Source organism: Streptomyces sp. NPDC059668 (genome assembly GCF_042734135.1).
Lineage (GTDB): Bacteria > Actinomycetota > Actinomycetes > Streptomycetales > Streptomycetaceae > Streptomyces.
Genome location: NZ_JBHWEL010000115.1, coordinates 1 through 11,225 on the forward strand (window position 1 = coordinate 1; position 11,225 = coordinate 11,225).

Consider the following 11,225-nt stretch of genomic DNA (forward strand, 5'->3'; position numbering starts at 1 on the left):
CCTCCCGCCGCCGCCTCCTCCTCGCGCCGTGGTGTGGGGGGGGGGCGGTTCCCGACCCCACCCCGCCCCCCCCCCCCGCCCCCCCCCCCCCGGACGGTGTCACCGCACCGGGTCAGGTGACCAGGAGCCGGTTGAAGAAAGAGCGGTAGTGGCGCAGCGCCAGGCGCAGGTCCTCCGTGTCCGCCTGCTCGCCCCGGTTCCACTGGCCTTCCAGCTCCTGTTTGTGATCGGCGAAGGTGGCGGCGAGCGTCTGCATCACGTCGGCGACGAGTGCGTCGGCGGTGTGCACGGCCTCGCGCGGGTCGTCGACGAACTGACTCTGCACCTCCTGCCAGCGTGCGCGGAACGCCTCCTCGTCCTGCGGACCGAGGAGTCGGGGGGTGTCGTCCTCGTCCCGGGTGTCCCCGCCGGTGGTCCGGTCCCGCGAGCTCGTCGCCCGCGGGTCGGTGGCCGCGGCGCGGTCGTCCGGGACCCCGGCGTCGCGTTCGGTGTCCTCGCCCGCGGCGCCCTCGGGTCCGGTGTCGTCGCGTCGCGCGTCGTCGAACCCGGCGTCGTCGTCACGCTCCTGGGCGTCGCTCGGTGTGGCCGTGCTCTCGCCGGGGAACGTCGGCGCCTCGGGCGGCGGGCCCGACGTGTCCTCGGTGGCCCGGTCGCGGGGCCGGGCGAGATCGTCGGTGGACAGGCCGCTCTCGGTGGCGGTGTCCGGCATGTCATGGCCTCGTGTGTCCTGGCGGTGCATCACTCCTCCGTTCTGTCCGGGCCGGTCAGGCCCGTGCGTGACGGCGACGGCCGCCGTCGGAGAGCAGCTCGTCGAAGAGGGCGCGGTAGTGCACCATGGCCCCCCGCAGCTGCTCCGTCGTCGCCTGGTGCCGCGTGCTGAGCGCGTCCACGTCATGGGCGGCCCGATAGTGCTCCAGGGTGCGGCCGTGTTCGACCGAGAGGTCCTTGAGCTGCTGCTCGAAGTCCTCGGTCGGGTAGCCGCGTTCGTTCATCAGCGAGGTCACCAGGCGGTCCGCGTCGTGCACGGCGCCCTCCGGATGATCCACGAAGTCTTCCTGCACGCCGGCCCAGTCGCGGGTGTAGCGGTCCTTGGCGCCGCTCTCCAGCGGCCTGATGTCCAGGGAGTCGTGCCGCTTCTCGCGGGCCTTGAGGTCACGTTCGGCGGCCGAGCGGTTGTCGGCGCTGTCCACCGTTCGCTCGTACTCGGGACCGAAGCGCTCCCGCAGCTTCCGGCGCCGCATGAGCTGCGAAGCCACCACCGCTATCAGGGCGATCACCACCACGACAGGAATGATGATGGCCAGAAGTGTTCCTGTTGACATGGGGCAGAGCCTCCTCGCCGGCGCCTGAAGTGCGCCTCTACCAGTCGGGTCCCCTCAACCCCGGGATTGAAACGAGATGCGTGGAATGCCCTGGATGCGGCTATGAGGGCGGTTTGCCGATGACGTGCGGGTCCGGTACGGACGGGGTGGGCGCGGCACGCAGCGCGCCGAACACGGACCAGGCGACCGACACCATCGGAACGGCGACGACCGCGCCGATCACCCCGGCCAGGATGCTGCCGGCGATGACGGAGAGGGCCACCACCACGGGGTGCAGCCGGACCGCCCAGCTGAGCACCAGCGGGTGCAGCACATGGCCCTCGAGCTGGCCGATGACCACGATCAGGGCGAGGACCACGAGGGCGATGACCGGACCCCGCGAGGCCAGGGCGACCACCGTGGCCACGGCGAGCGCGACGGGGGAGCCCACCAGCGGGATGAACGCGGCGAAGAACTCCAGCAGGGTGAGCGGCAGCGCCAGCGGTACGCCCAGCAGGAACAGCGCGATGCCCACCACCACGGCGTTGGTGGCGGCCACGATGATGATGCCCCGGGTGTACCCGGCGAACGTCCGCCAGGCCGCCCGTCCCGCGCGGTCCCACGGGTCCCGCGCGCGCTCGGGCAGCAGCGCCTGGAACCAGTGCCAGAACCGCTCACCGGAGTGGATGAAGAACAGTGAGCAGAACAGCGCGAGCACGCCGCCGGCCAGCACCTCCAGTACCCGCCCGGCGCCGCTGAGCGCGCTGCTGAGCAGTGCGGAACGGTGCTGTGAGAGGTACGCGGTCGCTTTGTCCTGAAGGTTCGCCAGCGCCGCGTGGTCCACGTGGAAGGGAGATCCCTCCAGCCACCGCTCGATCCGTCCGGCGCCCCCGGCGAACTCCTCGCCCAGCCGCCCCGATTCCCCCGCGACCAGGCCGCCGACCAGGGACAGCAGCCCGAGCACCACCAGCACGCTGCCCACGAGGCTCACCGCGGTCGCCAGACCCCGGGGCAGCCACCGGGCCAGCAGATTGGCCGCCGGACGCAGCACCGAGGTCACCACCAGCGCGAGGAACAGCGCGACGGCGACCAGTTGCAGCCGTCCCAGGATCTTGAAGCACACGTACGCGGCCGCTCCCAGCACGAGCAGCCGCCAGGCGTACGCGGCGGTCACCCGCAGTCCGCTGTTCACGTCCGCGGTCACGCTGTCGCGGCGCGCCGCGATCCCGGCCGCACGCGCCCGGACCACCGCGCCCATTCCGCCGGCGGGCCGGCTCCCGCGGACGACGTACCGCGCCCGCCGCCCGTCGCGGCCGGAGCCGCGGTCCGCGTCCGCACCTGTGCCCGGAGCCGTGCCCGGACCGGTGCCGGGCTCGCGCGGCCGTCCGTGCGAACGACGCGATCCGTCGGTCACCCGTGCGTCACCGCCCTCCGTCGTCGGGACCGGACAGGCGCGTCGGTGAGGAGGCGCCTGCGGTCGACGCCGTGGCATCACATGACCGGGCCGCAACGGGACAGATCGCACACAAGGGGCGTCAGGGACAGCGTGTGGTCCTCCGAGGAGGGGCCGCAAGCCGGGGAGGGCGGGCGGGTCAGGCGGTGGGCCGTCCCATCGCCCGGTACGTCCAGCCGGCCCGCCGCCACAGCTCCGGGTCGAGGGCGTTGCGCCCGTCGAGGAGCACACGGGCGGTGGCCACCTCGCCCAGGGCCGCCGGGTCCAGCTCACGGAACTCGCGCCACTCGGTGAGGTGCAGGACGACATCGGCGCCGCGTACGGCACCGGCGGCCGAGTCGGCGTACCCGAGCGTCGGGAAGAGCCGCTTGGCGTTCGCCATGCCCTTGGGGTCGTAGACGGTGACCTGGCCGCCCTGGAGGTGGATCTGCCCGGCGACGTTCAGCGCCGGCGAGTCCCGTACGTCGTCGGAGTCCGGCTTGAAGGTCGCGCCGAGCACGGCGACCCGCTTGCCGAGGAACGAACCGCCGCCGAGCGCCTCCCGGGCCATCTCGACCATCTGGCCGCGCCGCCGCATGTTGATGGAGTCGATCTCGCGCAGGAAGGTCAGCGCCTGGTCGGCGCCCAGCTCACCGGCGCGTGCCATGAAGGCGCGGATGTCCTTGGGCAGACAGCCGCCCCCGAAGCCGATCCCGGCCCGCAGGAACTTCTTGCCGATCCGCTCGTCGTGCCCTATCGCCTCGGCCAGCATGGCGACGTCACCGCCGGCCGCCTCGCAGACCTCGGCCATGGCGTTGATGAAGGAGATCTTGGTCGCGAGGAAGGAGTTCGCGGAGGTCTTCACCAGCTCGGCGGTCGGGAAGTCGGTCACCACGAAGGGCGAGCCCTCGCCGACCGGCGTGCTGTAGACCTCGCGCAGCAGTTTCTCGGACCGCTCGCCGCGCACGCCCACCACGATCCGGTCGGGGTGCAGGGTGTCCTGGACGGCGAAGCCCTCACGCAGGAACTCCGGGTTCCAGGCGAGCTCGGCGTCCTCGCCCGCGGGGGACAGCTCGGCGAGCGTCCGCGCCAGCCGTTCCGCGGAGCCCACGGGCACCGTGGACTTGCCGACGACGAGAGCGGGCCCCTTCAGGTGCGGGGCGAGCGACTCGAAGGCCGCGTCGACGTACGACATGTCGCACGCGTACTCGCCGTGCTTCTGCGGGGTGTTCACGCAGACGAAGTGGACGTCGCCGAACTCACCGACCTCGGCCCAGTCCATGGTGAAGCGCAGGCGTCCGGTGGACCCCTCGATGCCCGCCACGTGCTTGCGCAGCAGCTCCTCAAGGCCCGGTTCGTACATCGGGACCTCGCCGCGCTGGAGCATCTCGATCTTCTCGGGGACGACATCGAGCCCCAGCACCTCGAAACCGAGTTCGGCCATGGCCGCGGCGTGGGTGGCGCCGAGATAGCCGGTACCGATCACGGTGATCTTGAGGGCCATGCGTGCTCCTGGGGTATACGGCCGTGGGTGCGCTGCCCGAGCATAGTCGGGGCATGACGGGGCCCCTCGTCGGGCAGGTTTCCCGCTGTCGCCAAGCTCACGTATCCCTCCCGTGGGCGGGCCCCTAAAATTTGGGTTACTTAACGGTAATTAGCGTCCTTGGAGCGTGAGAGACCTTGGCCGGATCGGCTGATTTCGACCTGTACCGCCCGTCCGAGGAGCACGACATGCTCCGGGACGCGATCCGCTCGCTGTCCGAGGCGAAGATCGCGCCGTACGCGGCCGTGGTCGACGAGGAAGCCCGTTTCCCGCGGGAGGCCCTGGACGCCCTGGTCTCCTCCGACCTGCACGCCGTGCACGTGCCGGAGACGTACGGCGGCGCGGGCGCCGACGCGCTCGCCACCGTGATCGTGATCGAGGAGGTGGCGCGGGTGTGCGCCAGCTCCTCCCTCATCCCGGCCGTGAACAAGCTCGGCTCGCTCCCGGTGATCCTCTCCGGTTCCGAGGCCCTCAAGCAGAAGTACCTGGCGCCCCTGGCCGCGGGCGACGGCATGTTCTCGTACTGCCTCTCCGAGCCGGACGCGGGCTCGGACGCGGCGGGCATGAAGACGAAGGCGGTCCGCGACGGCGACTCCTACGTCCTCAACGGGGTGAAGCGCTGGATCACCAACGCGGGTGAGTCCGAGTACTACACGGTGATGGCCGTCACCGACCCCACGAAGCGCTCCAAGGGCATATCGGCCTTCGTGGTCGAGAAGTCGGACGAGGGCGTCTCCTTCGGCGCTCCGGAGAAGAAGCTCGGCATCAAGGGCAGCCCGACGCGCGAGGTCTACCTCGACAACGTCCGCATCCCCGCGGACCGCATGATCGGCGAGGAGGGCACCGGCTTCGCCACCGCGATGAAGACCCTGGACCACACCCGCATCACGATCGCGGCCCAGGCGCTCGGCATCGCCCAGGGCGCTCTCGACTACGCCAAGGGCTACGTCCGCGAGCGCAAGCAGTTCGGCAAGCCGATCGCCGACTTCCAGGGCATCCAGTTCATGCTCGCCGACATGGCCATGAAGATCGAGGCCGCCCGCCAGCTCACGTACGCGGCGGCCGCCAAGTCCGAGCGCGGCGACGCCGACCTGACCTTCCAGGGCGCGGCGGCCAAGTGCTTCGCCTCCGACGTCGCCATGGAGGTCACCACGGACGCCGTCCAGCTGCTCGGCGGCTACGGCTACACCCGTGACTACCCGGTCGAGCGCATGATGCGGGACGCGAAGATCACGCAGATCTATGAGGGAACGAACCAGGTCCAGCGGATCGTGATGGCGCGCAACCTGCCGTAGCCGTCACCACCCCGGCGGCCCCCGCCGTCACGACCGACACAGCCCCCGGCCCACCGCCGGGGGCTGTGGTCGTCGGGGGCGGGGCGGGGTGGGGCGGATTCAGGGTCCTTGCCGGCCGGTGGTCACAGGCCGCCCAGCGCGTGGCGGAGGTCCTCGGGGCCGCGGTAGTGGACGGCCCGCATCCCGAGTGCGGCCGCCGCCTCCACGTTCTCCAGGGTGTCGTCCACGAACAGGCAGCGCTCGGCCGGAACGCCGGCCCGTTCGACGGCGATGTCGTAGATGCGCCGGTCGGGCTTGGCGATGCCCACCCGCGCGCTGCTGACGACGTGGTCGGCGAGGTCCGTCAGACCCAGGACCTCCAGGTCCTCCTCCAGCTGCACCGAGGTGTTGGTGACGAGGACCAGCGGCACGTGGGCGCGGGCCCCGCGCAGCAGCGACACCACCGCCGGGTCGGCCCGGAACGGCGTCCGTACGAGCGCCCCGGCCAGCTCCTCGGCCGTCGCCTCGGACACCAGCCCGGCCAGCCCCCGCACGGCCGACCGCGCCCACTCGTCCGGTGTGATCCGCCCGACCACCAGCGGCAGCACCGTGTCCGGTGCGAAGGCCAGCTTCATGGTGGTGCCCTCGGTCAGCCCGGCGGCGCGCTCCAGCGCGTTCAGGCGGGACGGGTCGTAGACGCGGATCACGTTGTCGACGTCGCACAGCACCGCGTCGAAGGGGCGACCGCCCGAGGTGGGACGGGAGGCGGGGGAGAGGGTCATGCCGCAACCCTGACATCCGGCCGCGGGAAGCCGTCGACCAGGGCACCTCCGCCGCTCCGTGGCACCACCGGGCGGCCCGCGGCCTACGCGTCCAGCCCCTCGGCCATCCGCTTCTCCCGCAGCTCCATGATCGCCCGACGGCGGGCCAGCCGGTGGGTGCGGCGGATCTGGGCCTCCTGGTAGCGGCGCTCGTCCCGCTCGGTCTCCGGGAGGACGGGCGGGACGCGGCGCGGCTTGCCGTCGGCGTCGACCGCGGTGAAGACGAGATAGGCCGAGCCGACCTGCTGGAGCGGCGTGGACTCGTTCCACCGTTCGGTGAGCACGCGGACGCCCACCTCCATCGACGTCCGGCCCGTCCAGTTGACCTGGGCCTTCACATGGACGAGGTCGCCCACGCGCACGGGTTCGAGGAAGGCCATCTCGTCCATGGAGGCGGTGACCGCGGGGCCGCCGGAGTGCCGCCCGGCCACCGCGCCCGCCGCGTCGTCCACGAGCTTCATGATCACTCCACCGTGCACCGTGCCCAGGAGGTTGGTGTCGTTGTGGGTCATGATGTGGCTGAGGGTGGTCCGGGACGCTGAGGTCGGCTTTCCCGGAATATCGGATTCCGGAGTGGGCGCCTGGTCTGTCATGCCCTCCACCCTATGCGGGGTGCGCACACGGTCCGGTTTGCATCAGCTCTGCAACAGGCGTGACCCAGATCTCCCTCCTCTCTTGTTAGGCACCTGGTGCGGCCCTGCACACTGGTCCGCATGAACGATTGGCCCGACGGGTGGGACGACAGCCGCAACAACGGCGGCAACCGTTACGGTCGCGGCAGCGCGGGCGCACAGCCCGAGAGCGCCCGCGTCATGCGGCAGGTTCGGCGTGGTCCGGCGTCGCCCGGTCCGGGCCCCGGCGCCCCGCCCTACGGCGGAGTGCCCCAGCAGCCGAACTACGGGGACGGCCAGGGGTACGGCGACGGCTACGACAACGGATACGACTCCGGCTACAACACCGGCCAGGTCTACGGGTCGCCGAACGGCCCCGGAGGCCCGCAGGGCCCTGGCGGCACCGGCACCCGGGACCAGCGCCCCGCGCCGAACTGGCGGCGCCGGATCAAGTGGACCGCGATCACGCTGGTCACGCTCTTCGTCGTGGTCTCCGTCGGCACGTACTTCTGGGCGGACTCCAAGCTCCACCGTGACGTGGACCTGTCGAAGGTCATCGACCGGCCCGAAGCGGGCAAGGGCACGAACTACCTGATCGTCGGCTCCGACAGCCGCGCCGGTATGTCCGCCGAGGACAAGAAGAAGCTGCACACCGGGTCCGCCGAGGGCAAGCGCACGGACTCCATGATGATCCTGCACACCGGCGACAACGGCTCCACGCTGCTCTCGCTGCCCCGTGACTCGAATGTCGAGATACCGAGCTACAAGGGCTCCGACTCCGGCAAGACGTACCAGGGCACGGGCCGGCACGTGAAGCTGAACGCGGCGTACGCGGAGGACGGCCCCGAGCTCCTCGTGCGGACCGTCGAGTTCAACACCGGTCTGCGCATCGACCACTACGTGGAGATCGGCTTCGGCGGCTTCGCGAAGATCGTGGACGCGGTCGGCGGCGTCGACATGACCCTCGACAAGGGCTTCAAGGACAAGTACTCCGGCGCCGACTTCAAGGCGGGCAAGCAGACGCTGAACGGCGAGCAGGCCCTCGCCTTCGTCCGTACCCGGCACGCCTTCGCCGCCTCGGACCTGGAGCGCACCAAGAACCAGCAGAAGTTCCTGGCCGCCCTGGCCCACCAGGTCGCGACCCCGTCCACGGTCCTGAACCCCTTCACGCTCTACCCGACGATGGGCGCGGGCCTCGACTCGCTGACCGTCGACAAGGACATGAGCCTGTGGGACCTCGCGGACATGTTCTGGGCGATGAAGGGCGTCACCGGCGGTGACGGCAAGTCCATGAACATGCCGATCTCCGGCTCCACGGGCGGCAACCTCGTCTGGGACAAGGCCAAGGTCAAGACGCTGGTCGGCGAGCTGAAGAACGACGACAAGGTGACGGTCTCGGGCAACTGAGGACCCGACCCCCCGCACGCGCGACAGGGCCCCGCCGAACACATCGGCGGGGCCCTGTCGCATGCCGGCCCGGTCACGTCCGCCCGCTCAGCGACACAGCACCTCGTCGCCGGTGACCACGGGCGACGTCTCGGCCGGGGACGGAGCGTCCACCCGTACCCGTCTGACCTCCTTGAAGTCCGCTCCCGCGAGCACCTTCAGCACCGGCCCCTGTCCGTCGACCGCGCGCAGCTCGCTGCCGGGCAGCGCCGCCGCCAGGGACCGCGCGGAACGGTCCCAGCGCGGGTCGTACGCGATGACGGTGTGCTTCAGGCCCGACTCCTGCGCGGTGGCGGGCTGCCCGGTCGTACGGAACCCGGTGGCGGCGAGCGCGCCGTCCACCCGCTTGCCCAGGCCCTCGGTGGCCGTCGCGTTCTCCACCTGGACATGGATCTGCTGCGGGGCCACCTCGACGCGCGCGACCGTGTTGCGCACCGCGGGGCGCGGCGAGGCGAGCGGCACGTCGTCGCGCAGCGACCGGAAGAGGTGGGCGGCCTTCGGCTCGTCCCACTTCAGCGTCGAGCCGATGCCCTTGACGGCGAAGCCCATCTGCCCGATCGGCACGGTCGTGAACTCGGAGGAGGAGGGGGAGAAGTTGCGCATCGCCCGGCCGAGGTCCAGCAGCTCGTCGGTGCCGAAGCCCCGGTCCGCGCGGACCGAACCGAGCACGGCCCGGGTGACGTCACGGAACCTCAGCGGGTTCAGCAGCACCCCGGAGGAGGTGGCGCGGCCGATCAGCGCCGCCAGGAAACGCTGCTGGCGCTGCATCCTGCCGAGGTCGGAGGCGCCGTCGACGTGCCGGGAACGCACGTACTGAAGCGCCTGCCCGCCGTTCAGCTTGTGCGGGCCGGCCGCCAGGTCGAGTCCCGTGTACGAGTCCTTCAGGGGCCGCGCGGTGCAGATGTCGACGCCGCCGAGCACGTCCACGGTCTTCATGAAGCTGGTGAAGTCGACCTCCAGGTAGTGGTCGATCTTCAGGTGGGTCATGTTCTCGACGGTGCGCACGGTCAGCTGCGGTCCGCCCTCCGCGTACGCCGCGTTGAGCTTGATCGGGTGCGGGGCGTGCTGCGCGCCGGTGGTCTGGTCGGTGTGCGCGGGCGTCTCGGCGTAGGAGTCGCGCGGCAGGCTGACGACGCTGGCGCGCTCCTTGTCCGCCGCGATGTGCACGATCATGATCGTGTCGGTGCAGTGGCAGGGGGAGCCGCCGAGGCGGTACTTGCGCCGCTCCTTCTCCGTGATCCTGTCGCGGCCGTCGGTGCCGACCAGCAGGACGTTCATGCCGTGGCCCGCCGCCGGACGGTTCTTCATGTCCTTGAAAGGGTCGACCCGGGCGATGTCCTCGTCGAGGCTGGTGACCACCGCGTGCCCGATGCCCGCCGAGGCGAGGACCACCACCGACAGCGTGGTGACGACCCGCATGGCCCAGCGCGGCTTCTTCCTCCGTACGGGGGGCCGCGCCGGAGGCCGCCGGGTACGGGACGGCTGCGGGCGGCCCTGGAGAGGGGGCCGCCGCGGGCGGGCGGGGTCGGGAGCGTGGGGAGGGGCGACGGAGCGGGGCGACGTGGGCAAGGGGGACACCTCCGCGAGGCTGGGCGTGGGGATGCGTGAGCACGGTAGGCAGATACGATCTGCTGCCCGGCCCGTAGGCAGGGCGGCGCGCGCCCGTGTCCCCCGTTCGCGGTAACGTGACGTCCGATGAGCGAGAAGTCTGGCGTGCAGCCCCCCGCCGTATCCGTGATCATGCCCGTCCTCAACGAGGAGCGGCACCTGCGCGGAGCCGTCCAAGCGATCCTGGCGCAGGAGTACGACGGCGAGATGGAGGTGGTGATCGCCATCGGCCCGTCCACGGACCGTACGGACGAGATCGCCGCCCGGCTCGTGGCCGAGGACCCGCGCGTCCACACCGTGCCGAACCCCACCGGCCGCACCCCCGCCGCGCTCAACGCGGCGATCAAGGCGTCCCGGCACCCCGTCGTCGTCCGCGTCGACGGGCACGGCATGCTCTCCCCGAACTACATCGCCACCGCCGTCCGCCTCCTGGAGGAGACCGGCGCGCAGAACGTCGGCGGCATCATGCACGCCGAGGGCGAGAACGACTGGGAGCACGCCGTCGCCGCCGCGATGACCTCGAAGATCGGCGTCGGCAACGCGGCCTTCCACACGGGCGGGGAGGCCGGACCGGCCGAGACCGTGTACCTCGGTGTCTTCCGGCGCGAGGCGCTGGAGCGGCAGGGCGGCTACAACGAGGAGTTCGTCCGCGCCCAGGACTGGGAGCTGAACTTCCGGATCCGCGAGGCGGGCGGCCTCATCTGGTTCTCGCCCGAGCTGAAGGTGTCGTACCGGCCGAGGCCCTCCGTCAGGGCCCTCGCCAAGCAGTACAAGGACTACGGGCGCTGGCGCCACGTCGTCGCCCGCTACCACGAGGGCTCCATCAACCTGCGCTACCTCGCCCCGCCGGTCGCGGTGTGCGCGATCGCGGCGGGCGTCGTGGCGGGCGTGGCCCTGACGCCCTGGGGCTTCCTGATCCCCGGCGGCTACCTCGCGGCGATAACCGCGGGTTCGCTGCCCGCGGGCAAGGGACTGCCGGCCAGGGCCCGCCTCCAGATCCCCGTGGCCCTCGCCACCATGCACATGTCCTGGGGCTTCGGCTTCCTGACCAGCCCGCGAGCGCTGGCCCGCAAGGTGATCGCCTCACGGCGTCCCGCCGTACGGGCGGACGCGCCGACGGGCTGACCGCGGACACGGAACGAACAGAGGGTCCGCCCCCCTGCGCGCGCGGGCGGACCCCCGGGTGGGG

10 protein-coding genes are annotated in these 11,225 nt (G+C 71.6%); 3 read left to right on the forward strand and 7 right to left on the reverse strand.

Going from position 1 to position 11,225, the window contains the following annotated elements:
* Positions 1 to 112 precede the first annotated feature (112 nt).
* The 4 genes from ACFV2J_RS40610 to ACFV2J_RS40625 all read right to left on the reverse strand — a co-directional run bounded on the left by ACFV2J_RS40610 (position 113) and on the right by ACFV2J_RS40625 (position 4,237).
* Positions 113 to 709 carry a hypothetical protein gene (locus ACFV2J_RS40610; protein ID WP_385443508.1) on the reverse strand — a complete coding sequence of 199 codons (597 nt, stop codon included), beginning with the start codon at positions 707 to 709 and terminating at the stop codon, positions 113 to 115.
* Between the two features lie 55 nt (positions 710 to 764).
* Positions 765 to 1,322 carry a hypothetical protein gene (locus ACFV2J_RS40615; protein ID WP_385091218.1) on the reverse strand — a complete coding sequence of 186 codons (558 nt, stop codon included), beginning with the start codon at positions 1,320 to 1,322 and terminating at the stop codon, positions 765 to 767.
* A 100-nt stretch (positions 1,323 to 1,422) separates the two neighbouring features.
* A complete protein-coding gene (locus ACFV2J_RS40620; protein ID WP_385091215.1) occupies positions 1,423 to 2,715 on the reverse strand; it encodes an AI-2E family transporter in 1,293 nt (430 codons plus the stop codon).
* A 178-nt stretch (positions 2,716 to 2,893) separates the two neighbouring features.
* Positions 2,894 to 4,237 carry a UDP-glucose dehydrogenase family protein gene (locus ACFV2J_RS40625; RefSeq protein WP_385091212.1) on the reverse strand — a complete coding sequence of 448 codons (1,344 nt, stop codon included), beginning with the start codon at positions 4,235 to 4,237 and terminating at the stop codon, positions 2,894 to 2,896.
* Between the two features lie 176 nt (positions 4,238 to 4,413).
* Between ACFV2J_RS40625 and ACFV2J_RS40630 the strand changes: the two genes are divergently transcribed.
* A complete protein-coding gene (locus ACFV2J_RS40630; RefSeq protein WP_266699566.1) occupies positions 4,414 to 5,571 on the forward strand; it encodes an acyl-CoA dehydrogenase in 1,158 nt (385 codons plus the stop codon).
* 122 nt (positions 5,572 to 5,693) lie between these two features.
* Here ACFV2J_RS40630 and ACFV2J_RS40635 read toward each other — a convergent pair whose 3' ends face one another.
* Both ACFV2J_RS40635 and ACFV2J_RS40640 read right to left on the reverse strand, forming a co-directional pair.
* A complete protein-coding gene (locus ACFV2J_RS40635) occupies positions 5,694 to 6,332 on the reverse strand; it encodes an HAD family hydrolase (RefSeq protein ID WP_385091209.1) in 639 nt (212 codons plus the stop codon).
* Positions 6,333 to 6,415: 83 nt separating this feature from the next.
* A complete protein-coding gene (locus ACFV2J_RS40640) occupies positions 6,416 to 6,964 on the reverse strand; it encodes an acyl-CoA thioesterase (RefSeq protein WP_385091206.1) in 549 nt (182 codons plus the stop codon).
* Positions 6,965 to 7,084: 120 nt separating this feature from the next.
* Here ACFV2J_RS40640 and ACFV2J_RS40645 point away from each other — a divergent pair, with 120 nt between their 5' ends.
* Positions 7,085 to 8,389: an LCP family protein gene (locus tag ACFV2J_RS40645; protein ID WP_385091204.1), complete on the forward strand. Its 1,305-nt coding sequence runs from the start codon at positions 7,085 to 7,087 to the stop codon at positions 8,387 to 8,389.
* 87 nt (positions 8,390 to 8,476) lie between these two features.
* On the opposite strand, the gene ACFV2J_RS40650 is transcribed toward ACFV2J_RS40645, so the two are convergent.
* On the reverse strand, positions 8,477 to 9,847 hold the full coding sequence (locus ACFV2J_RS40650; RefSeq protein ID WP_385091201.1) for an LCP family protein: 1,371 nt from the start codon (positions 9,845 to 9,847) through the stop codon (positions 8,477 to 8,479).
* Between the two features lie 276 nt (positions 9,848 to 10,123).
* Here ACFV2J_RS40650 and ACFV2J_RS40655 point away from each other — a divergent pair, with 276 nt between their 5' ends.
* Positions 10,124 to 11,161 (forward strand): glycosyltransferase family 2 protein, encoded by a 1,038-nt coding sequence (locus tag ACFV2J_RS40655; RefSeq protein ID WP_385091198.1) that lies wholly within the window; start codon positions 10,124 to 10,126, stop codon positions 11,159 to 11,161.
* Positions 11,162 to 11,225: the final 64 nt, after the last annotated feature.

Excerpts from the sequence above, each read along its gene's own strand:
- ACFV2J_RS40615 (WP_385091218.1), bottom strand. The coding sequence starts at position 1,322 with ATGTCAACAGGAACACTTCTGGCCATCATCATTCCTGTCGTGGTGGTG.
- ACFV2J_RS40640 (WP_385091206.1), bottom strand. The coding sequence starts at position 6,964 with ATGACAGACCAGGCGCCCACTCCGGAATCCGATATTCCGGGAAAGCCG.
- ACFV2J_RS40610 (WP_385443508.1), bottom strand. The coding sequence starts at position 709 with ATGCCGGACACCGCCACCGAGAGCGGCCTGTCCACCGACGATCTCGCC.
- ACFV2J_RS40625 (WP_385091212.1), bottom strand. The coding sequence starts at position 4,237 with ATGGCCCTCAAGATCACCGTGATCGGTACCGGCTATCTCGGCGCCACC.
- ACFV2J_RS40635 (WP_385091209.1), bottom strand. The coding sequence starts at position 6,332 with ATGACCCTCTCCCCCGCCTCCCGTCCCACCTCGGGCGGTCGCCCCTTC.
- ACFV2J_RS40650 (WP_385091201.1), bottom strand. The coding sequence starts at position 9,847 with ATGCGGGTCGTCACCACGCTGTCGGTGGTGGTCCTCGCCTCGGCGGGC.
- ACFV2J_RS40645 (WP_385091204.1), top strand. The coding sequence starts at position 7,085 with ATGAACGATTGGCCCGACGGGTGGGACGACAGCCGCAACAACGGCGGC.
- ACFV2J_RS40655 (WP_385091198.1), top strand. The coding sequence starts at position 10,124 with ATGAGCGAGAAGTCTGGCGTGCAGCCCCCCGCCGTATCCGTGATCATG.